At 31.3% G+C, this 25,414-nt stretch carries 36 protein-coding genes; 11 read left to right on the forward strand and 25 right to left on the reverse strand.

What is annotated here, in order from left to right; translation table 11 throughout:
- Positions 1-130 precede the first annotated feature (130 nt).
- The 4 genes from LQ609_RS05420 to dhaK all read right to left on the reverse strand — a co-directional run bounded on the left by LQ609_RS05420 (position 131) and on the right by dhaK (position 2,840).
- Entirely contained in the window at positions 131-835 is a 705-nt protein-coding gene (locus LQ609_RS05420) for a FadR/GntR family transcriptional regulator (RefSeq protein ID WP_078356916.1), read from the reverse strand.
- Positions 836-918: 83 nt separating this feature from the next.
- Entirely contained in the window at positions 919-1,284 is a 366-nt protein-coding gene (gene dhaM / locus LQ609_RS05425; RefSeq protein WP_239734413.1) for a dihydroxyacetone kinase phosphoryl donor subunit DhaM, read from the reverse strand.
- Positions 1,285-1,286: 2 nt separating this feature from the next.
- Positions 1,287-1,862, reverse strand: a complete 576-nt coding sequence (dhaL, locus tag LQ609_RS05430) for a dihydroxyacetone kinase subunit DhaL (protein ID WP_078356918.1) — start codon at positions 1,860-1,862, stop codon at positions 1,287-1,289.
- Between the two features lie 12 nt (positions 1,863-1,874).
- Positions 1,875-2,840: a dihydroxyacetone kinase subunit DhaK gene (gene dhaK / locus LQ609_RS05435; RefSeq protein ID WP_239734414.1), complete on the reverse strand. Its 966-nt coding sequence runs from the start codon at positions 2,838-2,840 to the stop codon at positions 1,875-1,877.
- Between the two features lie 176 nt (positions 2,841-3,016).
- On the opposite strand from dhaK, the gene LQ609_RS05440 reads away from it, so the two are divergent.
- Together LQ609_RS05440 and LQ609_RS05445 are read left to right on the forward strand one after the other, a co-directional pair.
- Entirely contained in the window at positions 3,017-3,475 is a 459-nt protein-coding gene (locus LQ609_RS05440; protein ID WP_078356920.1) for a MarR family winged helix-turn-helix transcriptional regulator, read from the forward strand.
- On the forward strand, positions 3,468-4,904 hold the full coding sequence (locus LQ609_RS05445) for a YhgE/Pip domain-containing protein (protein WP_203154213.1): 1,437 nt from the start codon (positions 3,468-3,470) through the stop codon (positions 4,902-4,904). Before LQ609_RS05440 ends, LQ609_RS05445 begins: the two co-directional genes overlap by 8 nt.
- Before the next feature lie 260 nt (positions 4,905-5,164).
- Here the strand turns inward: LQ609_RS05445 and LQ609_RS05450 are convergent, their stop codons facing one another.
- From LQ609_RS05450 to LQ609_RS05460, 3 genes are read right to left on the reverse strand one after another with little or no spacing between them, the layout of a single operon-like run.
- Positions 5,165-6,169: a zinc-binding alcohol dehydrogenase family protein gene (locus LQ609_RS05450; protein ID WP_239734415.1), complete on the reverse strand. Its 1,005-nt coding sequence runs from the start codon at positions 6,167-6,169 to the stop codon at positions 5,165-5,167.
- A 25-nt stretch (positions 6,170-6,194) separates the two neighbouring features.
- Complete coding sequence (locus LQ609_RS05455) at positions 6,195-6,635, reverse strand: GNAT family N-acetyltransferase (RefSeq protein WP_239734416.1); 441 nt, start codon at positions 6,633-6,635, stop codon at positions 6,195-6,197.
- A gap of 20 nt (positions 6,636-6,655) precedes the next feature.
- On the reverse strand, positions 6,656-6,859 hold the full coding sequence (locus tag LQ609_RS05460; RefSeq protein ID WP_115337197.1) for a DUF1272 domain-containing protein: 204 nt from the start codon (positions 6,857-6,859) through the stop codon (positions 6,656-6,658).
- 89 nt (positions 6,860-6,948) lie between these two features.
- On the opposite strand from LQ609_RS05460, the gene LQ609_RS05465 reads away from it, so the two are divergent.
- Positions 6,949-7,098, forward strand: coding sequence for a hypothetical protein (locus LQ609_RS05465; protein WP_198644277.1), 150 nt, complete (start codon positions 6,949-6,951; stop codon positions 7,096-7,098).
- Positions 7,099-7,694: 596 nt separating this feature from the next.
- On the opposite strand, the gene LQ609_RS05470 is transcribed toward LQ609_RS05465, so the two are convergent.
- The 5 genes from LQ609_RS05470 to LQ609_RS05490 all read right to left on the reverse strand — a co-directional run bounded on the left by LQ609_RS05470 (position 7,695) and on the right by LQ609_RS05490 (position 10,258).
- Positions 7,695-8,156 carry a DinB family protein gene (locus LQ609_RS05470; RefSeq protein ID WP_239734417.1) on the reverse strand — a complete coding sequence of 154 codons (462 nt, stop codon included), beginning with the start codon at positions 8,154-8,156 and terminating at the stop codon, positions 7,695-7,697.
- A 16-nt stretch (positions 8,157-8,172) separates the two neighbouring features.
- A complete protein-coding gene (locus LQ609_RS05475) occupies positions 8,173-8,544 on the reverse strand; it encodes a VOC family protein (RefSeq protein WP_078357091.1) in 372 nt (123 codons plus the stop codon).
- Positions 8,545-8,625: 81 nt separating this feature from the next.
- Positions 8,626-8,835, reverse strand: a complete 210-nt coding sequence (locus LQ609_RS05480) for a helix-turn-helix domain-containing protein (protein WP_078356926.1) — start codon at positions 8,833-8,835, stop codon at positions 8,626-8,628.
- Between the two features lie 10 nt (positions 8,836-8,845).
- Positions 8,846-9,325: a hypothetical protein gene (locus LQ609_RS05485; RefSeq protein WP_239734418.1), complete on the reverse strand. Its 480-nt coding sequence runs from the start codon at positions 9,323-9,325 to the stop codon at positions 8,846-8,848.
- Positions 9,326-9,433: 108 nt separating this feature from the next.
- Positions 9,434-10,258 carry a PhzF family phenazine biosynthesis protein gene (locus LQ609_RS05490; RefSeq protein ID WP_239734419.1) on the reverse strand — a complete coding sequence of 275 codons (825 nt, stop codon included), beginning with the start codon at positions 10,256-10,258 and terminating at the stop codon, positions 9,434-9,436.
- Positions 10,259-10,698: 440 nt separating this feature from the next.
- Here LQ609_RS05490 and LQ609_RS05495 point away from each other — a divergent pair, with 440 nt between their 5' ends.
- From LQ609_RS05495 to LQ609_RS05530, 8 genes are all read left to right on the forward strand, one after another.
- Entirely contained in the window at positions 10,699-11,082 is a 384-nt protein-coding gene (locus LQ609_RS05495) for a hypothetical protein (protein ID WP_239734420.1), read from the forward strand.
- A gap of 216 nt (positions 11,083-11,298) precedes the next feature.
- Complete coding sequence (locus LQ609_RS05500) at positions 11,299-12,093, forward strand: endonuclease/exonuclease/phosphatase family protein (protein WP_204168983.1); 795 nt, start codon at positions 11,299-11,301, stop codon at positions 12,091-12,093.
- Between the two features lie 916 nt (positions 12,094-13,009).
- Positions 13,010-13,945, forward strand: a complete 936-nt coding sequence (locus LQ609_RS05505) for an FtsK/SpoIIIE domain-containing protein (RefSeq protein ID WP_239734454.1) — start codon at positions 13,010-13,012, stop codon at positions 13,943-13,945.
- Between the two features lie 137 nt (positions 13,946-14,082).
- Complete coding sequence (locus LQ609_RS05510; RefSeq protein WP_239734421.1) at positions 14,083-14,409, forward strand: hypothetical protein; 327 nt, start codon at positions 14,083-14,085, stop codon at positions 14,407-14,409.
- 184 nt (positions 14,410-14,593) lie between these two features.
- Positions 14,594-15,358 (forward strand): rolling circle replication-associated protein, encoded by a 765-nt coding sequence (locus LQ609_RS05515; RefSeq protein ID WP_239734422.1) that lies wholly within the window; start codon positions 14,594-14,596, stop codon positions 15,356-15,358.
- Between the two features lie 5 nt (positions 15,359-15,363).
- Positions 15,364-15,552, forward strand: a complete 189-nt coding sequence (locus tag LQ609_RS05520; RefSeq protein ID WP_239734423.1) for a helix-turn-helix domain-containing protein — start codon at positions 15,364-15,366, stop codon at positions 15,550-15,552.
- A gap of 16 nt (positions 15,553-15,568) precedes the next feature.
- Positions 15,569-16,612, forward strand: coding sequence for a tyrosine-type recombinase/integrase (locus tag LQ609_RS05525; RefSeq protein WP_239734424.1), 1,044 nt, complete (start codon positions 15,569-15,571; stop codon positions 16,610-16,612).
- 22 nt (positions 16,613-16,634) lie between these two features.
- The gene (locus LQ609_RS05530; RefSeq protein WP_239734425.1) at positions 16,635-17,048 is read left to right on the forward strand and encodes a hypothetical protein; all 414 of its coding nucleotides are present in this window, start codon (positions 16,635-16,637) and stop codon (positions 17,046-17,048) included.
- 161 nt (positions 17,049-17,209) lie between these two features.
- On the opposite strand, the gene rpsI is transcribed toward LQ609_RS05530, so the two are convergent.
- The 13 genes from rpsI to LQ609_RS05595 form a co-directional block, all read right to left on the reverse strand.
- Complete coding sequence (gene rpsI / locus LQ609_RS05535; protein ID WP_078356937.1) at positions 17,210-17,602, reverse strand: 30S ribosomal protein S9; 393 nt, start codon at positions 17,600-17,602, stop codon at positions 17,210-17,212.
- Between the two features lie 19 nt (positions 17,603-17,621).
- Positions 17,622-18,059 carry a 50S ribosomal protein L13 gene (gene rplM, locus LQ609_RS05540; RefSeq protein WP_078356938.1) on the reverse strand — a complete coding sequence of 146 codons (438 nt, stop codon included), beginning with the start codon at positions 18,057-18,059 and terminating at the stop codon, positions 17,622-17,624.
- Between the two features lie 211 nt (positions 18,060-18,270).
- Positions 18,271-19,074, reverse strand: coding sequence for a tRNA pseudouridine(38-40) synthase TruA (truA, locus tag LQ609_RS05545; protein WP_078356939.1), 804 nt, complete (start codon positions 19,072-19,074; stop codon positions 18,271-18,273).
- A 10-nt stretch (positions 19,075-19,084) separates the two neighbouring features.
- Entirely contained in the window at positions 19,085-19,882 is a 798-nt protein-coding gene (locus LQ609_RS05550) for an energy-coupling factor transporter transmembrane component T family protein (protein WP_239734426.1), read from the reverse strand.
- On the reverse strand, positions 19,875-20,738 hold the full coding sequence (locus LQ609_RS05555; RefSeq protein WP_078356941.1) for an energy-coupling factor transporter ATPase: 864 nt from the start codon (positions 20,736-20,738) through the stop codon (positions 19,875-19,877). The genes LQ609_RS05550 and LQ609_RS05555 overlap by 8 nt, the downstream gene beginning before the upstream one ends.
- Positions 20,735-21,541, reverse strand: coding sequence for an energy-coupling factor transporter ATPase (locus LQ609_RS05560; protein ID WP_078356942.1), 807 nt, complete (start codon positions 21,539-21,541; stop codon positions 20,735-20,737). Before LQ609_RS05560 ends, LQ609_RS05555 begins: the two co-directional genes overlap by 4 nt.
- Positions 21,542-21,876: 335 nt before the next feature.
- Positions 21,877-22,242, reverse strand: coding sequence for a 50S ribosomal protein L17 (gene rplQ / locus LQ609_RS05565; RefSeq protein WP_078356943.1), 366 nt, complete (start codon positions 22,240-22,242; stop codon positions 21,877-21,879).
- Between the two features lie 16 nt (positions 22,243-22,258).
- Positions 22,259-23,203 (reverse strand): DNA-directed RNA polymerase subunit alpha, encoded by a 945-nt coding sequence (locus LQ609_RS05570; protein WP_078356944.1) that lies wholly within the window; start codon positions 23,201-23,203, stop codon positions 22,259-22,261.
- Between the two features lie 82 nt (positions 23,204-23,285).
- Positions 23,286-23,675, reverse strand: a complete 390-nt coding sequence (gene rpsK / locus LQ609_RS05575; RefSeq protein ID WP_078356945.1) for a 30S ribosomal protein S11 — start codon at positions 23,673-23,675, stop codon at positions 23,286-23,288.
- Between the two features lie 22 nt (positions 23,676-23,697).
- Positions 23,698-24,063, reverse strand: coding sequence for a 30S ribosomal protein S13 (gene rpsM / locus LQ609_RS05580; RefSeq protein ID WP_078356946.1), 366 nt, complete (start codon positions 24,061-24,063; stop codon positions 23,698-23,700).
- A gap of 20 nt (positions 24,064-24,083) precedes the next feature.
- Positions 24,084-24,197 (reverse strand): 50S ribosomal protein L36, encoded by a 114-nt coding sequence (gene rpmJ, locus LQ609_RS05585; RefSeq protein WP_003156543.1) that lies wholly within the window; start codon positions 24,195-24,197, stop codon positions 24,084-24,086.
- 32 nt (positions 24,198-24,229) lie between these two features.
- Complete coding sequence (gene infA / locus LQ609_RS05590; protein WP_001118443.1) at positions 24,230-24,448, reverse strand: translation initiation factor IF-1; 219 nt, start codon at positions 24,446-24,448, stop codon at positions 24,230-24,232.
- A gap of 307 nt (positions 24,449-24,755) precedes the next feature.
- Complete coding sequence (locus LQ609_RS05595; protein ID WP_078356947.1) at positions 24,756-25,403, reverse strand: adenylate kinase; 648 nt, start codon at positions 25,401-25,403, stop codon at positions 24,756-24,758.
- Positions 25,404-25,414 lie beyond the last annotated feature (11 nt).

Raw genomic sequence — 25,414 nt, forward strand, 5'->3', positions numbered from 1 at the left:
ACCCTAGGCAAGCATGCACGTACAAAATCGTAGATTTTATAAATAAAGAAAAAAGAGCTAATCCGAAAATATGGATTAGCTCTTTTTATTTAAGAATGGGTATTTATGTCCCAAGCTCTCCTACCATTAGTCAACTATCCGAGTGTCTAATGTTATTTAGTACAACTTTCTCCACTTCTTCTAAATGAAATGTCATTTTACTTTGTGCTAGTTTAGCATTTTTGCTTTTGATTGCTTCAAAGATTTCTTTATGTTCGTTATACAATTTTTCTATTGATTTACTTTTAGTATATAAGTAAATTTTTCTTGTTTCTTTCATCGTATGTCTCATAATATCGGAAACGTTTAATAACAATTGCTTTAAGATATCATTTTTTGCTGCATCAGCAATGGCAAGATGAAATTTCAAGTCAGATGCTTCACCTAATTCATTTTCGTTTATTGCTAATTGCATATCTTTCAATGCAGATTCTATAGCTAATAAATCTTCATCAGTTCTATTTTTAGCAGCTAATCTTGCAACGCCTACTTCTACTATATTTCTTACTTCTAATAAATTTTCAATGTCTTTAGCATTTCCACTTATTGCTTCAAAGTTAAATTGCGGTTCTTCTCTTTCTATAATAAATGTTCCTTGTCCATGTTTGATGTCTACAAAACCCATAGCTCTTAATGCATTTAAGGATTCTCTTATAGTTGCTTGACCTACTCCAAAGCTCTCAGATAAAGCTTTAATAGATGGTAAACGATCTCCTATATTTAAACGTCCTTCATTAATATCCAATATGATGACATCTGCAACTTTTTCATATAATTTCTTGTTCGATATCTTCATTCCAATTTCTCCACCTTGTTAAAATCATTAGTAGAGCAATTATATCATTTAATATTTATTAATTCGTAAATAATTAAAGCGCTTTACGAAAATTCTCTCTTGATACTATCAATCGCTTCTTCTAATGTCGCACCTGTTGATAAGGATACACTTGCTAAAAATGAACCTTCAACGATTGGACCATCAACTTTATATAACTTGTAAGGTCCATCATATAAATCTAATGCCATCTCAAGATTCATTTCAGATGAACCTATATCATAAAATATCATAGCATCTTCTGTTAGTTCATTAATAATTTCATTTACAATGTCGATACTCGTCCCAATTTCTCCTTCATTCGTACCACCTCTTGCAATAACTGTTACGTTCGGAGACATTTGTTCTAATAAATCTTTAACACCTTGTGCAATATCTTTACTGTGACTAACAATTCCTATAGTAGCCATTTTTACACATCCTTACTTAAAGCTTTTAATACATAAACCATACTTTGTGCACCTGGATCCATATGACCAATTGAATCCTTTTTAAAATAAGAAGCTCTACCTTTAGTTGCTTCTAAGTCTTTAGTATCTTCAGCAAATTGTTGTAAATTTTCTTCAGTTAATTTATTCCCATTGTCTAGATGTTCTGAAGATTTTAATATTACATCATACATTGTCTTTTCTCCGCCTGTTACTTTTCCTCTTGTAGCAATAGCTTCTTTAAATGTATTGATATATTCTATTAAATTGTCTTGAGTCATTTCATCATGATCGAGTCCAGCCATTTTAACAAAGCTGAAGCCATAGAGTGGACCTGACGCACCTCCTACAGAACTCATTAGTGTCATGCCTGTAGATTTTAAGACATCACTGATTGTTTCTCCAGTCACTTTCTCATCTACCGCTTTAAAACCTCTTAACATATTAACACCATGGTCTCCATCACCAATTGCTCTATCTAAATTAGTTAAATTTTGTTCTTCCGCTTCAAATGTATTTTTCAAATCCTTAAGATTTTTCAATAGTGTTTCTGCATTCATTAAAAATGCCTCCTATTTAAAATATTTACTTTCAGTTGGTGCATTAAATGCCTCTTCTAGTTCGTCTTGATAAGGAACAAGTGTAATAGAAAAGCCTTGCATATCAAGTGCTGTCATATAATTTCCAACAAAGTATTTTTTGATTTCAAGTTGATTATTTGATGCATATTCGTTGAAATAATGTGCAATTATCGCAAGTTCTGAATCTGGAGTCGCACCCATTCCATTAATCATAACGATTAACGACTTATCAGAAATTTCTTTTTCAAGTTCATGCATTAATCTATTTATAATTTCATCAACCGTTTCTATTTTTTCTTGATATATACCTCTTTCACCATGAATACCAATACCTATTTCCATCTGATTGTCATCTAAATCAAACCCATATTGACCAGTAGTTGGTACTAAACAAGGATATATAGCCATACCAATCGTTCTAATACTTTCAATAAACGCTTCTACTTTTTCTTTAATTTCAGTTAAATTATATCCATTATCAGATAAGTATCCAGCATATTTGTGAACTAAAACAGTACCTGCGACACCTCTTCTATCTTGTTCATTATCTATAGAAATATCATCACGGACTATTACAGACTGACATGAAATACCTTCCATTTCCGCCATTTCTTGAGCCATTTCAAAATTCATGACATCTCCAGCATAATTTTTAATAATCAGTAGGACGCCATCATCAGTAGCAACATGTTTAATTGCATCTAGAATTTTATCTGGTGTTGGCGAAGTAAATACCTCACCGCAAACAGCAGCATCTAACATTCCTTCAGCAACAAAACCAGCATGTGCCGGTTCATGACCCGATCCACCACCAGAAACTAAAGCGACGCCACTTGCTTTAACTTTTTTTCGAACAACGACATTATCACTTATAATTTCAACTGAGTTATCCATTACTTCTATACCTTTAAGCATGTCAGCAACAAAATTCGTCTTTTCTTTCATTAACTTTTTCATAAAATAACCTCCCGTTGAGTTATCAATTCTACATTTCTATTATAAAACGAATATGGAAGTAAGCGTTAACAATATGGGTAAAACTTCAAATATAATTCAATTTAATTAAAACTCTTGCTTTTATAGTACATAGGGTGTACTATATTCTTTGTATTAAGTACAGGAGGTGTACTAAAATGGAACACGAATTAAAAAAGGCATTTAACTTATTTCAAGAATCTATTATTAATATTCATAGTGAAGTAGGTAAAATTTTAAATAATACTGGATTAGATGAAGTTATTTCTAAAGAACAATATCAAACTTTAAAAATAATTAAAGATTTTCCTAAATGTACTTATGGTTTTATCGCTTCTAAGCAAGGTGTTTTTAAAACAGCTATATCAAATAGAATAAACAAATTAAAAAACCTCGAACTTATTTCAATTGAACAAGGTGAAGATAAAAGAGAGAAGTCCGTTCTGTTAACTGAAAAAGGAATGAAGCTTGTTATCCGTACTGAAGATATTATTTATGAAACATTTAATCGTAAACTTTCTTCTCATTTCTCAGATAAAGAAATCATCACATTTGTTAAACAACTTGAGAAAGCTAATAATCTTATAACAGGAAAGGACGATGCTAAACATGTTTGATGACATAAAAAATCTGTGGACACATAAATTCTTACTTGTTTCCTTAATTGCAATCATGTTAATACCACTTATTTATAGTTCTGTTTTCGTAGGCTCTTTATGGGATCCTTATGGCAAGACAGATCAGTTAAAAATATCTGTCGTTAATAACGATAATGGCGGAGAAGTAAATGGTAAGAAAACAAATATAGGTAACGATGTAGAAGATAATTTAAAAGACAACGATAAATTCAAATGGGAATTTGTTAACCAAGAAACTGCAGATAAACATTTAGAAGAAGGTAACTCATTCGCAGTTATTTCAATTCCTTCTGATACTACTAAACATGCTGGTTCAATGTTAGACAAGAATCCTAAAAAAATCGACTTTAATGTAAAGACTAATCCAGGATATAGTTACACAGGCTCTCAAATTGCCTCTAAAGCTGTAACAGCAGTTGAAGACAATTTAAGTTCTTCTGTTCGTGAAAAATATATTTCCGAATCATTTAAAGGTATGAACAAGCTTACAGATGGTTATAAAGATACTTCTAAAGCGCTTGGCCAAATGTCAGATGCAGAGTCACAACTTATCGATGGAAATAAACAAGTTGAATCTGGCTTAGAACAGTTAGCACCAATGGCTGGAGCAGAAGGACAGCAACTTTTACAAGGAAGTATGCAAGTATCTCAAGGTTTAAATGATTTACAACAAAATAATGATAAATTAAAACAAAATATTGATAAAGCAATCAAACAATCAGAAGACCAAAACTTTAACGAGAAAAATGTTAAAGCGATAAACAGTCCTGTTGTTTCAAACGAAGATGATTTAACCGAAGTAGACAACTATGGTCAAAGTTTCGCACCATATATCCTTTCATTGAGTTTATATGTTGGAGCAGTTGCTTTCTCAGCAGTATACCCTATCGACAAACGAATTGGAGAATCAACTGGATTTAAATGGTGGTTAAGTAAGTTTACTATATTTATGATGCAAGCTATTGGATCCGCCTTAGTATTAACTATATTGTGCTTATACGGATTTGAAATTGAAATAGCTAATCCGGGTTACTTTACTTTAACCTTACTATTATGGAGTATCGCAGCATATATGATTGTAACGTTCTTAACTGTAGTACTTGGTAATATTGGTAAATTCTTAGCAATCATTTTACTGATACTACAATTAGGTTCTAGTGAAGGAACTTTCCCAATACAATTATCAGGTAAGATCTTCCAAGACTTACATCCATTCTCGCCAATGAGTTATGTCATTAAAGCTTTAAGAGAAAATATCTTTAACTTCACAAGTGATGTATCGTATGGACAATCAATGCTAATAATAGGACTTATTGCGATTGTTTTCGCAGCTCTTACACTTCTAGTATATGTAGTACGTTCTAAGTATCCACACTTGAGACGTCTAGCAAACGAAAACGACTATTAATATGTATTTAAAAAAGTTAGGACATGAATCCTAACTCAAAATAAATAAGCATATCACTAAACTGATTTCTTCAGTATTACAGTGATATGCTTATTTTTTATATAATATTACGATTTTGTACGTGCATGCTTGCCTAGGGGTATGGCTCGAGCCTGTAGTCTCTCACGCATACTATTCCCTCAGGCGTCCGCACTTTACAAAATCGTTGCAAATGGCTATTTTTTAAACATATATAGATATCAGATAAAACGTACATATCTCTAATATTCTATTACAATTTTTCCAATACTTTTGCCTTCTTCAATTAATCTATGCGCTTCTGTTATACTTTCTACGCTTAGTCCTTTTAATTTAGTATGGAAGGTTGTTTTGATTGTTCCTCTATCAAGTAAATATGTCAGTTTTCTTAAATATTCATGATGTGCTTTCATATCTTCTGTTTCGTATTTTGGTCTTGTAAACATAAATTCAAATGAGAATGTTACACTTTTATCTTTTAATAAGTTTAAATTAACATTGTTCATAAAGTTAACAAGCGCAACGATTCTACCTCTAGGCTTAATCATTTCTGCCATTACATTAAAGTAAGCATCACTACTATGCGTATTAAATATATAATCTACTTCATTGATTTTATGTGCTTTTAATTCGTCTGGTAAATGGTGTTTATGATTTAATACAATATCAGCCCCCATTTTTTCAGACCATCTTCTCGTTTCTTTTCTTGATGCTGTCGTTATAACAGTTAATCCAAGGTCTTTAGCAATTTGAGTAGCAATTGACCCTACTCCTCCAGCACCATTTATTATGAGTAACTTTTTATCTTTATTATCTTCTGGATTAGTCGATATACTTAATCCTTCAATAAGTGCTTCAAATGATGTAATTGCTGTTAAAGGTAATGCTGCTGTTTCGGCGTAAGATAAATATTCAGGTTTAATACCTACAAGCCTCTCATCAACTAATTGATATTCTGCATTAGATCCTTGACGCATGTTTGAACCTGAATAATATACTTCATCACCTACATGAAACAATTCAACATTATCTCCTACCGCTTCAACAACACCTACAGCATCATAACCCAATATTTTAAATTCACCTTCATTGGTAACTCTTGATTTTGTATCTACTGGATTAATACTAACTGCTTTCACGTTTACTAATATATCTCGTCCGTTAGCTTTGGGAATAGGTAAATCAAGCTCTTCAAATTCATTTGATTCTTTCAAATCAAAAGTTCTCTTAAATCCAATTGCTTTCATTTAAAATTCACCTCTCACCTTAATTTTATAATTCTTTACTATAATAATTGTGTTCATCGTCGACTTGCATACCAAGTTTCGTATATAACCGATTACCACCGATGTTAGATTTTTCAGTTTCTAAAGATATTGTCTCATAGCCACTATCTTTACCATATTTAAATGCTTGATGCATTAACTGCTCTCCTATGTGTTTACCTCTAGCTGCATCTGTTAAATATAAATCATTTATAATCAACATTTCTGACATTTTCATCGAAGACAGCATCGAATATAATTGTAAAAATCCAATTACAGCTTCTTCATCTTCAGCTATAAAAATAACAGCATCATTATTTGATAAGTTATTATACAAAAAATCATAAGCAGCATCTACATTAGATTGTTGATCAAAATAAACGCGATATTCATCAAATATTGGAACTATTTTATTTACGTCCTCTACATTTAAAATAGAAATATTCAATACATCACCTCATCTATATATTATCTATCTCTAATTATTTTATTTTCATCAGCTTGAACTTTAGGACGAACAACAAGTTCACCATTACATTCAGGACATACGTAAAATAAATTTTCCGCACATTCTCTACAAAATGTATGTTCCTTCACACAGATAAATGCGTTACTCTTACTATGAAATTCATAACCACATTTTTCGCAATTCGGTTTCATTTCTAAAGCCATTTCAATCACTCCAATAAAAAATATGTTAGTCTATATATAATTATCATATCATTTTTAAGAACGAAAATAGAATTTTAAGGTGTGATTAAATGGAAAAAGAATTTGTCGGAAAATGTAAAGCATGCAATTCAAATATTTATTGTCATAGTGGCTTTATTGAAGGCGTCGTACAAGAAGATAAAACACTCTTATGTTTCGAATGTTCAAAGAAAAATGAGAAAGAGCCTAAAACAAATTAGTGTTTAAGGCTCTTTCTTTTTTAGTGTAACAATCATATCAAAAGTTACAATTCACTCAAGTTATGTGCATATGGACTGATTTATAAGCAATTTTGCTGGGAACTGCTTTTTACCCACCTCTTATCAGCAATTTTGCTGGGAACTGCTTTTTACCCACCTCTTATCAGCAATTTTGCTGGGAACTGCTTTTAATACACCTCTTATCAGCAATTTTGCTAGGAACTGCTTTTAATGCACCTCTTATAAGCAATTTTGCTGGGAACTACTTTTAATGCACCTCTTATAAGCAATTTTGCTGGGAACTACTTTTAATGCACCTCTTATAAGCAATTTTGCTAGGAACTGCTTTTAATACACCTCTTATCAGCAATTTTGCTGGGAACTGCTTTTAATGCACCTCTTATCAGCAAGTTTGCTAGGAACTGCTTTTAATGCACCTCTTATCAGCAAGTTTGCTAGGAACTGCTTTTAATACACCGTCTTTTTATACCAACTTCTTTAAAAAGCATGCCTATAATAGAAGTTACACAGAAATCTACTGCCTATAATATAACAAGAGGCTGCGACAATAAATGTCACAGCCTCTTTTCTATTTTTTATACGCCTTGATCTAATTTAGTTAACATTGTTTTCATTAAATTAATTTGACCGATATGATAATTTGTATGCGTAATAGCAAATGAAATTGTTTCACCAAATGTAGTCATATTTGCTAATGGTTCTTTTCTTGATTTATCCATTTGAACATCTAAAGCATTTAATATTCTTTCTAACTGTTGATTTAAAATACCTTTCAATTCCTGGAAAGTTGGTTCAACACCCGTGAAACTTTCTGGTGAAGTGCCAGGTGAGAATGATTTACCTAATTTTTCACCAAGTAAATTTCCTTCTTCTTTACTACCAAATACGAATGACTCATTCGCCATAATTAAATGACCAAGTTGCCATTTAATATTATTTTTAGCCAATTCTAACTGAAAATCTGCTTGTTTCTCATCAACGTCTTTAATAATATTTGATAGCATATTATATGAAATTTGGAACTGTTGTTCTAACATGTAAATTCCCTCCAGCTTATTCTGTTATAGCAAAGTAATTACCTTGCTTGTCATGAAAGTTGAATACTCTACCCTCAGGCATTTCAATGATATCATGACCTGTTAATCCTTGTTCGTTTAACGACTTGTACAACTCATCAAAGTTTGATGCTTTGAACATTAACGACGGTGTCTCCATACTAACCTCAGGACTGTACTTTTTAATAAATGCTTTATCAAATAATACAAACGAAGTCTCAGCATGTTCATTAGGTGCTATCTCTACAGATTTAAACCCATCAGGTAACTCATCTTCAGACTTAACTACAAAGTTTAATACATCTTTCCAAAATTCTATAGCTTTTTCTTGATTATCAACATATAACATAACTTGATGTAACTTTTCTATCATAAATATCACCTACATTCATTTAATACCTTAAGAATACGCTATATAAAAATGAAGTGCAAAAAATACAAATATAAAATTTCATTCAGAATCTTTCTCATAAATTATAATATCACCAGGTTGGCAATCCAAATATTCACAAATCGCCTCTAGCGTACTAAATCTCACAGCCTTTGCTTTACCAGTCTTCAGAATAGATAAGTTAGCAATCGTAATATCAACAGATTGGGCGAGTTCAGTCAAAGATACATTTCTTTGTTTCAAAATTTCATCTAATTTGATTTTTATCATTTTCTCACCCTCAAATAGTTAAATCATTTTCCTTTTTAATGGATTCTGATTCATTGTATATAGATAGAAAGTTTAGCATCATTGATGCAATATTCAATAACAAAATAGTCGTAAACGGCGCTGTATTTAATAACGCTTTATATGTTACATCAATATCTATAATTCCTTTCATAGAATTCAAAGTAGCATATACAATAATTAATATCGAAGAAAAGAATATCTTATTATAATTCCTTGAATTAAAGAAATCCTTTTTATTTATAACCTTTAAAAATCTTAAAACTATAATAAAAAATGTAATAACTAATAATGTTTGAATAATAAAGCATATCAAATAGAAAAATACACCATTTTTCATATCAAAAACTGTATCTAAAGGTACTTTTTTAAAAAAGGCAACTAGATTCACAACTAAAATTGCAATACTCAATATCATTGTAACTAGTATAAACCAGTAATTTCTTTTTTCATATTTATTGATCGTATTCATATTTCCCTCTCCTTTTATCGTTATTCAATAAAATTGTAACATCTTATTTATTGTTTATCAATAAAAGTTATTGTTTTTCGATAAATACATTATTATTCATCACTTACCCTACCTGATAACCGCTTGTCCAACTACGCTGTTAGTATTACCATTTGGAGCTACTAATATTTTGCTTGGTCTGTTCATTGCAAATCCTTGATAAATAGTGATTTCATCATATTTATGATTAAGTACTTGTTCTATATATATCCCTAATGACGACGCTGCAACACCTGTTGCTGGATCTTCGTTATATCCATTATTGTTAGGAAATTGCCTTGCATGATATATGCCTTCATCTACTCGAACAAATGGATAAAATCCTGTTGAACCAATTTGATCACATACTTCCCATAAATAATCAAATTGAGGATTTAAATTATTTAATATTTCAATATCATTTAATTCAATAATCGTTTTAAATCTAGATGTTGAAACATTTTTTATTGGATTGTTTGAGACTTCATTTTCTGAAATATTTAATGCTTTTGCTATTGCTGACTTATCAATATTATTATTACCTATTTTCGCTTCCCCTTGTTTTACTTGTACTTTAAAATCAGAATCGTCTCCGATAACATCAATACTCAACGTTCCAGATAAAGTTTCGACTAATAAATGGTCTTTATTTAATAGTCCTTCTTCTTTTAGAACCGTGACACATGCTATCGTGGCATGCACACACATCTCCATTTCTCTTTTAGGTACAAAGTATTTAAATTGGTAATCACATGATGCATCACTACTTTTCAGCACAAAACCAACTTCAACATTATACTCTTTAGCGACATTGATCATTGCATCAAAAGACATATCATCTGCATCTAAAATGACAGGACAGGGATTACCACCTTCGTTATTGTATAAGAAAACATCTGTATGATAAATATTCATTTATAGCCTCCTATGTATGTTCTTATTCTTATTATACATCATCATTTGTTCTTAACATTTTAATGATACCTGCATAGAGTAAAGCTATAAAAATACATACAAAAAAGCACTCCTCGAATAAATCGAGAAGTGCTTTAAACGTATTTTCAATTGAACACAAATTGCTTGTGCAATTTGCGGACTCCATCTGTAAGCAAGTAAACTTGCAACAGCTGCAGCCTAACGTTTTGAGAAATAACCTTGTTCAATTTCATGTAATTTCAATACTTTATAATACAGGTAAGTACATAAAATTATATGATTTATAAGTATTTAATTCCTTTTTAAGTTATTGATATGTATATGTATTACTACTTTTTACACCAAAACTGTTGACATTTATATATATATAAACTAATATATGGGTAGACGATTATTCATGTAAGAAAGGAAAACAAAATATGAGAGTTCAAATGAGGTTGTCACAAGAAGCAAGAATTATACTAGAAGAAATGAAGCTAAATACACTTAAAAGTGAAGGAATTAATTTAACATTTAGTGATATCTTTAATAGAATTTGTTCAGAATTGAAAACCGATTATTTAAATATAGATTGGCTAAAAGTTTACAATCACACAGAGTATGAAGGTATTATTAATCATTATACATCTATAAACCCTACTGCATTATCTCTAAATGATGATAGTATAGATCTAATTACTAATTTAATTACAATATTTAATAAAGAATTAGAAATGCAAAGGACTGTATATAAATCTTTTGTAGTTAGAATGATATTAAAATCATATGTTCTCAAACAAGATAATCATAAAATTTATTTTTAAAGATCAAGATTTTGATCTTTAAATTTACACCCTATTGAGTAGACGATTATTCTTTTGTTAAAATAATGAGTAGACGATACTACTTTTTATTTAGATAATTGGGTAGACGATTATTATCTAAAAGTGAAAGGAGATTTATTTATATGAATTATTCTCGTCCCCCTCCATTTAAATAGAACTAATAAATAAAACAACAAAAATAATTGGAGGTAAGAAATGAATACATTAAATATAGGATGTTGGAATATCAATCAAAGATCAGGTTCAAATAATACAGTAATACCTATTTTAGTTTTCGAAGAGTTATTAAAACGAAATTTAGATGTCATAGTTCTTACAGAATATAGTGATGTACAGAATCATAAAGAATTTATTAATAAACTTATGTGTGCAGGATACAGAGTAGAAAAATCAAAACACGGTAAAAATACGAATCAAATCCTGATAGCAGTTAAGCACACTATAGTCACAAGTGATATTGAAATACATTACTTTGATAACATTGAAACATTGCCGAACTTATTACACTTAAAAATCAATGAATTTAACATAGTGGGTGCACGTATAAAGATTGATGGGTACGACAGTCAAGAAGAAGCTAATCAAGAATTCCTAGATCGTAGAATGCAATTAGAAAAAATGATTGATTATATTTCTGGGTTAGAAAACGATAATGAATTCCTGTTACTCGGAGATTTGAATAATGGTAAGCATAGTGAATTTGATGTAGATAAGACTTACAAAGGACTGGCAAGAGAACATTATAACTATTATTTAATAAAAGATTTATTGAGAAATAAGGGCTTTAGGTTACATACACCTGTAGAATCGTATTCGTGGAAATCAAGTCCAAAAAATCAGTGTAAGCTTGATCATATTGTGACAAAGAAAATATCGGATTCAGAAATAACTAACGTTAAATATGACTGGGATTTCACAGATAGAGTAGATTATAAGAAACAAGTAGGTTTTCCAGATCACGCAATTTTGACTGCAACTATAAAAATATAAAAATAATACAGTAGCTATTGCCTCTCGCTAAAATTTGAAAAGAAAGGAAATAAAAATAAAAATGAAAATGCATAATGTGTATCAACTAATAGTTATTAACATTTTTTTAATACTAACTGTAATTAGTGGAGTAAACTTGCAACCTCAGATAGATTTCAATGTAACAGAACATACTGGATCTTACAGGTATCTATATATTGGTTACGATTTACAACGTACTTTTATAACCGGCATTTTACTAGGTTTCATATATATTTTAATTGAGTTATCCATTTTTTTAAAAAGAAAGTAGGTAATTGTACACTGCAACTATAAAAATTTAAAGGAGATGCTTAATTTGAGTTTAAAAATCAAATTGATTATATCATCAGTCATTACTGTTCTACTTTGCTATAGCTCTATAACCATTATTACGGATAATGCATTTTTCTACACGGTTACATCAATTTTTATTTTCATTACCTTATACTATCTCTTCAAGATTAAGATTCTAAATTTTATAAAGCGTTTTAATAGGTAGTCTATGAAAAAGATATTATATTTTTTTAAAAAGAATGAAAAACCGATTGTCAGTATGTACGATAATGATCTCATATTTTTATCACTACCAAAATATATTAAATACTTTAGATTAATAATTCTATATCTCATCCTTGGTATATTCATTATTTCATTCATGGTAGACAATGCTATATTTACTTTTCTACTCTGGATTATAGGTATGATATTGATTGTAAAACAGATTAAATGGTTTAAAAACTTAAAGAACCTTTATAGTGACAAATATTTTTTGCACTATGACTTACTGGAGTTCATCATGGACAATAAGTTATTTAATGAAGATTCAAATGGCATTATCACCTCATCCCGATTTTCTTACTCTATCACTAATGATGAAATAGTTATCTTGGCATTGATGACTGGGAATTACTTTGATGTCAAAATACAAAATTTAGATGTGGAACTACAAGGTTTATTCGATTTACCTATGGATGAGAAGATAATACGTCATAATGCTACTGAATACCACTTTAGAATTAATAAGCCACAAAGGTTAAATGTTACTTCTCAAGAGGCAGCATACAATAATTCTAATGAAATTAATATTGGTTATGGTGTGACGTATAACCCAGCTAAATCACCTCATATTTTAATTTCGGGTGGTACTGGTAGTGGTAAGAGCATGTTTATGAGTTTCTTGTTAATCGAATTCTTAAAGCAAAAATCTACCACCTACTTATGTGATCCTAAGAATTCTGACCTAGGTGCCTTATCCAATTATCTAGGTCAAAAAAATGTAGCAACCACTCCAAATAATATTGCTCGTGTTATACGCCTAGCAGTAGATGAAATGAAAATTAGATATGACTACATGAATGAAAACTTCATCTATGGATCAAATTTTGAAACTCATGGATTTAAACCAGTATGGATATTGTTTGATGAAATTGGAGCTTTTCAGGCATATGGCACAGATAAAAAGTCTAAAGAGATAATTAATGAAACAATGGATAGAATTAAGCAAATCATCTTATTAGGTCGCCAAGCTGGGTGTTTTATATTAATAGCTGGCCAACAAATCAATGCTAATAACTTAAGTACAGAATTAAGAGATAACTTTTCTCTAAGAGTCTCACTAGGTTTTAACAGTTCAGAAGGTCTACGTATGATGTTTGGTTCAGCTACCCCAGATGTAACTATTCCGATTGAGGTAAAAGGTGCTGGACTCCTTTACTTACAAGGCAGTGGCAAAGAACAAGCACAGTATTACGAAAGTCCACTTATTGATACAGACCAATATGATTTTATAGAGGAATTGAAGAAATATATTCCAGAGGTACAAAACAATTAAATCTACTCTTTTTATTCATTCAACGGTTTATCGAATGAATAAAAAAGTAGATCATCACGGAGCTGCCGAGTGATAAGGGCAGTCAGCTTTCCAAGCTGAAAAATAAAAATATTAAATTATGAAAAGAGGAAAATATCATGGCAATAAAACTAAACGATTTCTTAAATGCAGAAGCTTTAGGTAATGACTTTCTAGCTGTTAAAGGATATACGGAAGTATTACATCATGAAACAGGAAAATTAGATGCTTATAAACTTAACATAAGCATTCAAGAAGACGAGTCTCCTTTTTTCATGGAGATGATAAATATTAAAGTCAAAAATTTAAACCCTACTCTATCAGTAAGTGATTTAAAAAATAATAAAACTACCCCTGTTGTTTTACAGGATTTAACAATAGGCCAGTTTAATGGGAACCTCTGGTTCAATTGTACTGATGTACTCCCTGTCCCTGTAAGAAAATAGTACTTTCGTACTACTTAGCTAGGAACAAGAACAGGGACTGCCAACGTAGTTGAGCAAGCGGAGCGTGTCAGTGGAACGCCTGTTCTTGGTCTTAGCTTTAGTTGTACTGAAGGGAATGAAATTCCCTTCAGTGTTTATTTATTATATAGACATACGATTCTTGAAAAATTGGAGGATTATTCATATGACTTATAATCAAAAAATAATCCGTACTGGTTCATATATTGAAGTATATGAATATGAATATCCAATTATTGCAGATTATGAAATTACTAGTCGAAAAAAGAAAAAAAGTAAATTAGATTTTGATGAATTAGATACAGATAAACAAAATTTAAAATTAAAAAGATTAGCAAAGACACGTCAACAAGCAAAATGGAAACTGATACGTTTGGTAGATGTCAATTTTAATAATCAAACAAGCTTCTTGACGCTTACTACTAAAGAAAATATAACAGATAGATCATTATTTAATAATTTGTTTGATAAATTTGTAACGCGTTTAAATTATCATGTATTAGGTACAAAAAAGCGGCTAATAAAATATATCGCAGTATTAGAAAAGCAAAAACGTGGTGCCTGGCATGTACACATGATGTTATTTAGTTTTCCCTATGTTCCTCACAGTAAATTGCTAAAAATATGGAGGCATGGTGCTGTTAGAATTAATAAGATACATGAAATAGACGACTCCTCTAATGCTGGAAGATATGTCTCTAAATACATGGAAAAAGGAATGGCACAAGAATTACTTGAAAGTATGGGGAAGAAGTCTTACTATTCTTCACGAAACCTAAAAAAAGTTGAAGAATTTAAAGTTTTGTCTGATGAAAAATTTTTTGAAAACCAACCAGTTGTTTATGAATCCACTTACAATTCTAAATTTTATAAAGATGGGCGATTATTAAATAATAAAGTTAAATACAAAAAGATCAAATTAAAGGAGTGATGTTTATGGAAGATTTAAAATTACCTTTTTTATTAACAAGGGAGCAAGCATCAAACTTCTTAGGTGTAGACCCTAAATCATTTGATAAATACATTAGAAGTTCTGATAAACTTAAGAGATTTATGGTTGGAAAACATGAAAGATATACCGTCAAAGAGCTTACAAATTTTATCTTGGAACAATCAATAAATTAATCATAGAGGTATTATTATGGCAACAATAACAAAAAGAGGCAAATCATATAGAGTACAAATTTCTAATTATAAAAATGGAGTTAATAATCGTATAACGAAAACTTTCAAAACTCTCACAGATGCAAAACGTTGGGCAATGCAAAACGAGATTGCCAAAGGTAATGGCGTAGATCTAGCTAATAGAAATGAAACATTTTCTTCTTTCTTTGAAAATTGGGTACATTTAGTTAAGAAGAATGATGTTAGAACTGCAACATTTATTAACTATCAACGCACAATCCCTATTGTAAAAGGGTTGTTTAAAGATATAAAATTAAGTGATTTAAATGATATTGTTGTGCAAATGAAGATTGATGAATATGGTAAAACTCATTCAAGAAAAACTACAACTGAAGTTTTACTAAAAATTAGAACTTCACTTCGTTATGCCTATGGACGAGGTTTGCTTTCATCAGACTTTGCTGGGCTAGTTAAAACTAGAGGTAAAGAACTGGATAAAAGAAATAAAGCTTTATCAATAACAGATTTTAAAAAGTTAAGATTATACTTATTGCATAATCCCAAAAATGATTTTCATATATTAGTACTTCTAGCAATAGAAACTGGTGCAAGAGGCGGTGAATTATTGGGAATAAAAAAAGAAGATATATATGAGTACGGTATACGTATAAAACGTTCCATTAGCCCTCATAGTGATGATATACTATTAAAAACAAAACACTCAAAACGAGATGTTAGTATTAACAAAGAAGTATATAATCACTTAATAACAGTCAAAGAGAAAAATAATGGGTATTTATTTGGCAGAGATGGTTTTAAGCAATCTGAAATACTAGCAAAGTTACTTGATGAACTTGGTATTAAACGTACTACATTCCATGGTCTACGTGATTCACATGCGTCATTTCTATTTTCTAATGATAGTTTAAGACTTGATTATATTTCAAAGCGCCTAGGTCATAGCTCAATATTAACTACTCAAAATTATTACTTAGAATTAATGCCAGAAAAGAAACACCAACAAGATGCTGATGCTTTAAATTTATTAAATTCACTTTAATTTTCAATGGAGGAACTATAATATGATACCAACTTATTTAACAAAAGATAAAGATGTTTTAACTTTTGAAGAAAGCGAGAAAATTTATAGCACTATTGTTCAAGATATAGACCTAAATGATTCTGAAGAAATGGAATATTGGAATGATTTTATCAATGCATGTTCTAAATATACAGCAGAGAGAAGCAGTTGGTTATTACTAAACAAACAACAAAGAATTGATCGTGATAAAAATAGAAGTGCTATTCATGATGGTTTATTAGTAAAACTAAACATTATAAGGAGAGTGTTTGAGTCAAAAAATCTAAATGTAGAATGGTTCAATGTATTCAAAATTTATTCTGATTTAGGTGATGAAAAAGAAAATATTAATAGAAAGTGTGTAGGTGATCTTGCAAATTATATAGCGTATATATATGCTTTAAATGCGAGATAATGTCTATATGTATAAACTTAGAATATTATTTAATATAGAATATAAATAAAAAAGCACCAGCAAATTTGCTGATGCTTTTCTTAATATATAGATGTTTAATTGATAATTACACCAATTACCACCATATAATAGTCCAAAACCTTGATATATTTGAAAGAATATTAACGTTTTGAGAATTGTGGTGAACGACGAGCACCTTTAAGACCAGGTTTCTTACGTTCTTTCATACGTGGGTCACGAGTAAGTAATCCAGCGCGTTTTAAAGAACCACGGTATTCTGGATCTGCTTCTAACAATGCACGTGCAATTCCGTGACGGATAGCTTGTGCTTGTCCTGTGAAACCTCCACCTTGTACGTTAACTAAAACATCATAGTTTCCTTTAGTTTCAGTTACATCAAATGGTTGGTTTAAATCTAAAATTAATGATTCAAATGGTAAGTAGTCACGTACGTCACGTTTGTTAATTGTTACGTTACCTTCACCAGGTACTAAACGTACACGTGCTACTGAATTTTTACGACGACCTGTGCCTTGATATTCAACTTGTGCCAATGTAGTATCCTCCTCTTAATTAACCACGTAACTCGTAGTTTTCAGGTTGTTGTGCAGCATGTGGATGCTCTGCACCAGCATATACGAATAATTTTTTACCTTGTTTTTCACCAAGTTTATTTTTAGGTAACATACCTTTAATAGATGTTTCTAATAAACGAATTGGGTTTTTCTCTTTTAATTCACCAGCAGAAACTGATTTGATTCCACCTGGGTGATTTGAGTGACGGTAGTAAATTTTATCTTGTTCTTTGTTACCTGATAAGTAGATTTTTTCAGCGTTAATAATAATAACGTTATCTCCTGTATCAACGTGTGGTGTATAAGTTACTTTATGTTTACCGCGTAAGATTGTTGCGATTTCTGATGATAAACGACCTAACGTTTGTCCTTCAGCATCAACAACATACCATTTGCGATCGATGTTTGCTTCATTAGCCATAAATGTTTGACGCATTGTAGTGTCCTCCTAAAATTTAAAAAAGTTCTTGGTTAAGATGTATGAATTAACCTGTACCAAAGAAAAAAACATACATCTTAAATTCCGTTATCTGATTCCTGCTTCTATATCTTAAAACACAATAAGATTCCGGGGCTTATCGTGGTGGTGGATATAAAACAATACCGTTAACTATAATATAATTTATTTAGCTTTTTGTCAATTGGTTTTAAACATTTTCTGATGAATTTTTATTATATATTTCGATATTTCTTCCAAATTCATTAATTAGTTCTTCTTTGTCTAAATATATTTTTTCTAAATACAGTCCATGTGCTGGCGCTGTATGGGGTATTTTTTTTCTATCACGCTCTTCAAGTAAAGTATGAATTTCGTTGCCGCTTCTCTTTTCTTCACCTACAAGTATTAGATAGGCAACCATCACACGGACCATGTTATAAAGAAAACCCGACCCAGTTACGACAAATTCAAACCCATCTTGTGTTTCGTTTATTTCACTTTGATAGATTGTACGAATTTTATTTTGCACTTCCGTTTTTTGAGAACAAAAACTTGTGAAATCATGTGTTCCTAAAAAGTGTTTTGCTGCTTCTTTCATCTCTTGTATATTTACCGGTTTCTTTTGTTGAACTTTTGTATCATGTTCAAATATATGTTTTGCTTCGTCTATATACACTTTGTACCGATATTTCTTACCTACACAATCATATCTACAATGAAAATCATCTTTAATTTGTTCGACACTTTGTACATATATATCTTTAGGCAATGCAGAATTAAAAGCATACATCCATCTATCTGGCGCGATATTTAAATGTGTATCAAAATGAAAATATTGTTCGATTGCATGAACACCTTTATCTGTTCTACTTGAAGGGTGTATTCTAACAAATGTCTGATGCATTCTCTTTAGAATTCTTTCAAATTCATATTGCACGGTACGCTCATGATGTTGAACTTGAAATCCCATAAACTGACCACCGTGATATGAAATTTTAACTAACATCCTCAAAGTTTGCACCTCAATTCCTTAATAAATATAATAATATGGCTATTAGAAGAATAGTTGCTAATGCAAGGCTATCTCGTAATTTCCATTTTAGTTTACGATATGTTGTTCGTTGATTGGAAGCATTATATCCTCTAGATTCCATGGCCACTGCTAAATCATCAGCTCTTTTAAACGCTGAAATAAACATCGGTATCAATAAAGGTATAATAGCTTTTAGTCTACTAAAAATACTTCCTGCTGTTACATCTGATCCTCTTGAAGTTTGAGCTTTAATAATTCTATCTAATTCATCCATTAAAGTTGGAATAAATCTTAGTGATATAGACATCATCATAGCTAATTCATGTACTGGAAACTTTATTTTTTTAAGTGGTCTTAGCATAGATTCTATAGCGTCTGTTAAGCTTATCGGACTTGTAGTTAATGTCATAATTGTTGAAATCATCACTAATAATACAAGTCTTAATACAATAAACGCACCTTGCTTAATACCGTTCTCTTCAATTGTAAATATCTTTAAATCTAAGACAACAGGTCCACCTTTAGTTACAATTAAATGCATAATAAATGTAAAAATAAATAAAATCATAACCGGAGTTAAACCTTTAATAAGAAACCAAAATCTTATTTTAGATAAATACAGAATAACGAATACAGACAAGAGCATAAATGCATATGAAGCCCAAGTGTTACAAAAGAAAATTAATACCATAAATAAAAATACGTATATCATTTTCATTCTAGAATCTAAACGATGAATGATTGTATCTCCAGGTATATAACGACCAATTATCATTTTATCAGTCATAACGTTTCACCTGCTTTTCATACATATCTTTAAACATCTCTTCAGAAGTTGCTATCTGATCAAACTTCATATTGTATTTATTTTCAACTGCTCTTTGAAGTTGAATAATTTTAGGCGCTTGCAGGTGAGTTTGATTAAGTAGTTCTTGATTCATAAATATATTAACAGGTTTATCCTCTGCTACTATTTCACCAGCTTTTATAACTTTAACCTCATCTGCATACTTAAGTACAATATCCATTTGATGAGAAATGAGTATTATTGTAATACCTAGAGTTTGATGAATTTCATTAAACAATTCCATCATGTCATGTTGTCCTCTTGGATCTAAGCCAACTGTAGGCTCGTCAAGGACAAGTATCTCAGGTTCCATAGCTAATACACCTGCGATTGCAATCCTTCTCTTTTGGCCTCCTGAGAGCTCAAAAGGAGATCTCTTTAAAATACTTCTTTCCATTCCTAATAAATCTATTAATTCTTCAGCTTTATTTATAGCAGCTTCTTTTTCTATTCCATAGTTAAGAGGACCAAATATAATATCCTTTTCTACTGTATCTTCAAATAATTGGTGTTCAGCAAATTGAAATACGATACCAACCTTCTTACGAACTGGCGCTAACTTCTTAGACTTTGTCTTTTTAGTAATAATCGTATCATCAATTATAAGTTGTCCTTCAGTCGGCTTTAAAATAGCATTTAAATGTTGAATCAATGTTGATTTACCAGAACCGGTTTGGCCCACTATTGCATAAAATTTAGATTTATCGAATGTTGTTGAAATGTTTTTTAAAGCTCTATATTGAAACGGTGTTTTTATACTATAATCATAAGTTACATTATCAAAGATTATTTTCATAGACGATTCACCAACTGTTCAAAAGTCGTGAATTTATAGTTGTTATGCAACAAATAATTCATTCTCATTGAGAAAGGCAAGTCTAATCCAATTTCATTTAAATATGCGCCGTCTTTAAATATTTCTTGTGGCACATCTTGTTTATATACTTGACCTTTATTCATTACGATAATTTCATCTGCATTGATAGCCTCTTCCAAATCATGTGTGATAGATATTACAGTTAACTGATGTTGATCTTGAATAGATTTAATTAAATTCATGATACTTTCTTTTCCTTCAGGATCTAACATAGCTGTAGCCTCATCAAGAATCATAATATCTGGAGACATTGCCAAAATACCAGCAATCGCTACTCGTTGTTTTTGACCACCAGATAAATGACTCGGCTCAAAGGACTTCATATCAGTCATATCGACTTCATTTAATACTAAGTCAACAGTTTGATGCATGATGTCATACTCAACACTTTGATTTTCCATACCGAAAGCAACGTCATATTCTACTGTAGAACCAATAAATTGATTATCTGGATTTTGAAAGACTATACCAATATGTTTTCTGACTTCATCTATTGAGTCTTCAGAAAGTGTTAGTTCACCTACATTAATGTTGCCAATATATTTTTGATTAATACCCATCAATAATTTAGCAATTGTAGATTTCCCTGAACCATTATGCCCCACAATTGACGTCCACTTACCTTTTTCGATATCAAATGTAACATCGCGTAGTGCAGCTGGTTCATTTTCATCATATTTAAATGTAACATTAGCGAACCTAATAATTTTTTCCTGCACCATTTAAATTCATCCTTCAACAAGTTAATTACTTCTTTATTTTACAGCATACATACGAAAATGTAATCATTAATTGCCTCAAAAGTATGATGAGTTATAGCAGATAAATTTATGCATAAAAAAAATCCGTATAAACGGATTTGAAAATAAAAAAGCGCGCACTCCACCATAGACGAGTTCACGCGATAAGTCATTCAAATGTGGTGGAGTACTCTGAGCTAGACAATATCTATGTGTGGTAAACATTATCATTGCACTCATTTGCTTTGTGTGTGTTAAATAAACTGTATTTATAAAGAATGATTGAAGTGACTTACGCCACTTCAATAAAGAATAAATTATACTAATTCAATAATTACTGATTCAGCACCGTCACCGCGACGTGGACCAACTTTCATGATACGAGTATATCCACCTTGACGCTCTTCATAGCGTGGCGCAACATCATTGAATAATTTTTGTAATACTGTAATTGTTTTGTCATCTTCTAAGATTTTAACGTCACGTAAAGTTTCAGCTGCTCTACGACGTGAAGCTAAATCACCTTTTTTACCTAAAGTAATTAAGTTATCAACAACTTTACGTAGTTCTTTTGCACGAGCTTCTGTAGTCTCAATGCGTTCAGAAACGATAAGTTGAGTAGCTAAGTCACGTAACATTGCTTTACGTTGATCAGAAGTACGACCTAATTTTCTGTAACCCATGAATTAACCTCCTTTATTAGTCTTCTTTTCTTAAACCAAGACCAAGATCTTCTAATTTATATTTAACTTCTTCAAGAGACTTACGACCTAAGTTTCTAACTTTCATCATATCTGCCTCAGATTTGTCTGCTAATTCTTGTACAGAGTTAATACCTGCACGTTTTAGACAATTATAAGAACGTACTGATAAATCTAATTCTTCAATAGACATTTCAAGTACTTTTTCTTTTTGATCTTCTTCTTTTTCAATCATGATTTCAGCATTTTGTGCTTCATCAGTTAAATTAACAAAAATGTTTAAGTGTTCAGTCATGATTTTAGCACCTAAAGAAACTGCTTCTTGAGGAGATAAAGATCCATCTGTCCAAACATCAAGTGTTAATTTATCATAATCACTACTTTGCCCTACACGCGTATTTTCAACTGTGTAGTTAACACGATTTACTGGAGAATAAAGTGAATCAATTGGAACGACACCAATTGGCAAATCACTTGTGTTATTTTTTTCAGCTAAAGCATATCCGCGACCTTTATTAGCAATTAAGCGCATCTTTAGGTGTCCACCTTTAGAAACAGTTGCAATTTTTAAATCTGGATTTAAAATTTCAACATCACTATCATGCATGATATCTTTCGCAGTAACTTCACCTTCATCTTTAATATCGATTTCCAGTGTTTTGTCTTCTTCTGAATATATTTTAAGAGCTAATTTCTTGATGTTCATAATGATAGTTGTAACATCCTCAACTACATTTTCAACTGCTGAGAATTCGTGAAGAACACCTTCAATTTCGATATTTTTAACTGCCGCACCTGGTAATGAAGATAATAGGATACGACGTAAGGAGTTGCCTAGTGTTGTACCATAACCACGTTCTAGCGGTTCAACAACGAACTTACCGAATGTAGAATCATCACTAACTTCTATTGTTTCAATTCTAGGTTTTTCGATTTCAATCATTTAAATATATCCTCCTTATAAACGTCGATTAAACTTTATTAATTTCTATCCAGTGACTCTTGAACGTTAGAACTAACAAAAATTATACACGACGACGTTTTGGTGGACGACATCCGTTATGAGGAACTGGTGTTACGTCTCTGATAGCTGTAATTTCTAATCCAGCAGATTGTAACGCACGGATCGCTGATTCACGACCTGGGCCAGGACCTTTAACTGTAACTTCTACAGTTTTCAAACCATGTTCCATAGCAGCTTTTGAAGCTGTTTCTGAAGCCATTTGAGCTGCAAAAGGAGTTGATTTTTTTGAACCTTTGAATCCTAACGCACCTGCTGAAGACCATGATAATGCATTACCAAACTCATCAGTGATCGTTACGATTGTATTGTTGAATGTTGAGCGAATGTGAGCCATTCCACTTTCAATATTCTTTTTCACTTTACGTTTACGAGATACTTGTTTACGTGCCATTTATATGTGCCTCCTTTACTTATTATTTTTTCTTGTTCGCTACTGTTTTAACTGGTCCTTTACGCGTACGCGCATTGTTCTTAGTGTTTTGACCACGAACTGGTAAACCACGACGGTGGCGAATTCCACGATATGAAGCGATTTCCATTAAACGTTTGATGTTTAAGTTTCTTTCACGACGAAGGTCCCCTTCAACTTTGTAACCATCTACAACTTCACGGATACGACCTAATTCGTCATCAGTTAAATCACGAACACGTGTGCTTTCAGATACATTTGCTTCTTTAAGAATTTTTTGTGCTGTTGTTTTTCCGATACCATATACGTAAGTTAACGAAATTACTACGCGTTTCTCACGTGGTACGTCAATACCTGCAATACGAGCCATTTATTTACACCTCTCTTTTATTAGCCTTGTTTTTGTTTGTGTTTTGGATTTTCACAAATCACCATTACTTTACCTTTACGACGAATTACTTTACATTTTTCGCAAATTGGTTTTACTGATGGTCTTACTTTCATCTTTGTATACCTCCTTGTATTTGGAGTGACGATTATTTATAACGATAAGTGATTCTTCCGCGTGTTAGGTCATACGGAGACATTTCAACTGTTACTTTGTCGCCAGGTAGAATTCTAATATAGTTCATACGGATTTTACCACTAACGTGTGCTAAAATTTCATGTCCATTTTCTAATTCTACTTTAAACATAGCGTTTGGTAAAGTATCTAATACAGTACCTTCTAATTCGATTACATCTTGTTTAGCCATGATCATTTCCCCCTTTTTCTATTCATTCTCGTGAAATACGGATGTATTTCATGTTATAAAACCTGGTCCAAAATTAGAGACATACTTTAGGTGATTAAATCACATAGAATAAGCACAGGTTTATAAAATTGGGATGATTTAATACTTAAGATTTGCATTCGACAACACTTCAAATACTTATCGCTTCTCGTAATCACTCCGATTGTATTTCAAAAACCTAAATACTATCTTGATTCTTAAAATTGAACGCATTCACGCGTTCAAGAACCACCTAAAGTTAGGCGAATTCGGGGTGAAAGCGTCATTACTATAATGATTCAAGAATTTGAATAACATCTTCAGTAACATTATCAATTTGTCGAGAACCATCGATGTTTTTAAGGACACCTTGATTTTCATAGAAATCTAAAAGTGGTTTTGTTTGTTTAACGTTAACACTTAAACGATTTGCTACTGTTTCAGGGTTATCATCTTCACGTTGGTATAATTTACCTCCGTCTAGATCACAAACACCTTCAACTTTTGGTGGATTAAATACTAAATGATACGTTGTGCCACATACTTCACAAATACGTCTGCCAGTTAAACGATTCATAAGTTCTTCTTCAGCAACTTCAATGTTAATAACAGCATCTACTTTGCGGTCTAATTCACTTAAGATTTCATTTAATGCATCAGCTTGTTCTACTGTACGAGGAAAACCATCTAGCAAGAATCCTTTTTTTGCATCTTCTTCAGCTAGTCTTTCTCTAACGATACCTATAGTCACTTCATCTGGAACAAGTTCCCCACCATCCATGTAAGATTTAGCCTCTTTACCAAGGTCAGTCTCATCTTTGATAGCTTTACGGAACATATCACCAGTTGAGATATGAGGAATAGGGTATTTCTTAACAATTTCACTCGCTTGAGTTCCTTTACCTGCACCAGGTAAACCCATTAAAATGATGTTCATTAAAACCCTCC

This window comes from Mammaliicoccus sp. G-M28 (genome assembly GCF_022386595.1).
GTDB classification, from domain to species: domain Bacteria; phylum Bacillota; class Bacilli; order Staphylococcales; family Staphylococcaceae; genus Mammaliicoccus; species Mammaliicoccus fleurettii.

What these genes read in the sequence shown, in the direction of transcription:
- LQ609_RS05445 (WP_203154213.1), top strand. Translation starts at nt 3,468, where the DNA reads ATGTTTGATGACATAAAAAATCTGTGGACACATAAATTCTTACTTGTT.
- LQ609_RS05550 (WP_239734426.1), bottom strand. Translation starts at nt 19,882, where the DNA reads ATGACTGATAAAATGATAATTGGTCGTTATATACCTGGAGATACAATC.
- LQ609_RS05560 (WP_078356942.1), bottom strand. Translation starts at nt 21,541, where the DNA reads ATGGTGCAGGAAAAAATTATTAGGTTCGCTAATGTTACATTTAAATAT.
- rpsM (WP_078356946.1), bottom strand. Translation starts at nt 24,063, where the DNA reads ATGGCTCGTATTGCAGGTATTGACGTACCACGTGAGAAACGCGTAGTA.
- infA (WP_001118443.1), bottom strand. Translation starts at nt 24,448, where the DNA reads ATGGCTAAACAAGATGTAATCGAATTAGAAGGTACTGTATTAGATACT.
- LQ609_RS05510 (WP_239734421.1), top strand. Translation starts at nt 14,083, where the DNA reads ATGGCAATAAAACTAAACGATTTCTTAAATGCAGAAGCTTTAGGTAAT.
- LQ609_RS05450 (WP_239734415.1), bottom strand. Translation starts at nt 6,169, where the DNA reads ATGAAAGCAATTGGATTTAAGAGAACTTTTGATTTGAAAGAATCAAAT.
- LQ609_RS05505 (WP_239734454.1), top strand. Translation starts at nt 13,010, where the DNA reads ATGACTGGGAATTACTTTGATGTCAAAATACAAAATTTAGATGTGGAA.
- LQ609_RS05440 (WP_078356920.1), top strand. Translation starts at nt 3,017, where the DNA reads ATGGAACACGAATTAAAAAAGGCATTTAACTTATTTCAAGAATCTATT.
- LQ609_RS05460 (WP_115337197.1), bottom strand. Translation starts at nt 6,859, where the DNA reads ATGGCTTTAGAAATGAAACCGAATTGCGAAAAATGTGGTTATGAATTT.
- LQ609_RS05525 (WP_239734424.1), top strand. Translation starts at nt 15,569, where the DNA reads ATGGCAACAATAACAAAAAGAGGCAAATCATATAGAGTACAAATTTCT.
- rplQ (WP_078356943.1), bottom strand. Translation starts at nt 22,242, where the DNA reads ATGGGTTACAGAAAATTAGGTCGTACTTCTGATCAACGTAAAGCAATG.
- dhaK (WP_239734414.1), bottom strand. Translation starts at nt 2,840, where the DNA reads ATGAAAAAGTTAATGAAAGAAAAGACGAATTTTGTTGCTGACATGCTT.
- LQ609_RS05420 (WP_078356916.1), bottom strand. Translation starts at nt 835, where the DNA reads ATGAAGATATCGAACAAGAAATTATATGAAAAAGTTGCAGATGTCATC.
- LQ609_RS05490 (WP_239734419.1), bottom strand. Translation starts at nt 10,258, where the DNA reads ATGAATATTTATCATACAGATGTTTTCTTATACAATAACGAAGGTGGT.
- LQ609_RS05465 (WP_198644277.1), top strand. Translation starts at nt 6,949, where the DNA reads ATGGAAAAAGAATTTGTCGGAAAATGTAAAGCATGCAATTCAAATATT.
- LQ609_RS05470 (WP_239734417.1), bottom strand. Translation starts at nt 8,156, where the DNA reads ATGTTAGAACAACAGTTCCAAATTTCATATAATATGCTATCAAATATT.
- LQ609_RS05555 (WP_078356941.1), bottom strand. Translation starts at nt 20,738, where the DNA reads ATGAAAATAATCTTTGATAATGTAACTTATGATTATAGTATAAAAACA.
- LQ609_RS05495 (WP_239734420.1), top strand. Translation starts at nt 10,699, where the DNA reads ATGAGAGTTCAAATGAGGTTGTCACAAGAAGCAAGAATTATACTAGAA.
- LQ609_RS05530 (WP_239734425.1), top strand. Translation starts at nt 16,635, where the DNA reads ATGATACCAACTTATTTAACAAAAGATAAAGATGTTTTAACTTTTGAA.
- LQ609_RS05520 (WP_239734423.1), top strand. Translation starts at nt 15,364, where the DNA reads ATGGAAGATTTAAAATTACCTTTTTTATTAACAAGGGAGCAAGCATCA.
- dhaL (WP_078356918.1), bottom strand. Translation starts at nt 1,862, where the DNA reads ATGAATGCAGAAACACTATTGAAAAATCTTAAGGATTTGAAAAATACA.
- rplM (WP_078356938.1), bottom strand. Translation starts at nt 18,059, where the DNA reads ATGCGTCAAACATTTATGGCTAATGAAGCAAACATCGATCGCAAATGG.
- LQ609_RS05485 (WP_239734418.1), bottom strand. Translation starts at nt 9,325, where the DNA reads ATGAATACGATCAATAAATATGAAAAAAGAAATTACTGGTTTATACTA.
- dhaM (WP_239734413.1), bottom strand. Translation starts at nt 1,284, where the DNA reads ATGGCTACTATAGGAATTGTTAGTCACAGTAAAGATATTGCACAAGGT.
- LQ609_RS05595 (WP_078356947.1), bottom strand. Translation starts at nt 25,403, where the DNA reads ATGAACATCATTTTAATGGGTTTACCTGGTGCAGGTAAAGGAACTCAA.
- rpsK (WP_078356945.1), bottom strand. Translation starts at nt 23,675, where the DNA reads ATGGCACGTAAACAAGTATCTCGTAAACGTAAAGTGAAAAAGAATATT.
- LQ609_RS05480 (WP_078356926.1), bottom strand. Translation starts at nt 8,835, where the DNA reads ATGATAAAAATCAAATTAGATGAAATTTTGAAACAAAGAAATGTATCT.
- LQ609_RS05500 (WP_204168983.1), top strand. Translation starts at nt 11,299, where the DNA reads ATGAATACATTAAATATAGGATGTTGGAATATCAATCAAAGATCAGGT.
- LQ609_RS05515 (WP_239734422.1), top strand. Translation starts at nt 14,594, where the DNA reads ATGACTTATAATCAAAAAATAATCCGTACTGGTTCATATATTGAAGTA.
- rpmJ (WP_003156543.1), bottom strand. Translation starts at nt 24,197, where the DNA reads ATGAAAGTAAGACCATCAGTAAAACCAATTTGCGAAAAATGTAAAGTA.
- LQ609_RS05570 (WP_078356944.1), bottom strand. Translation starts at nt 23,203, where the DNA reads ATGATTGAAATCGAAAAACCTAGAATTGAAACAATAGAAGTTAGTGAT.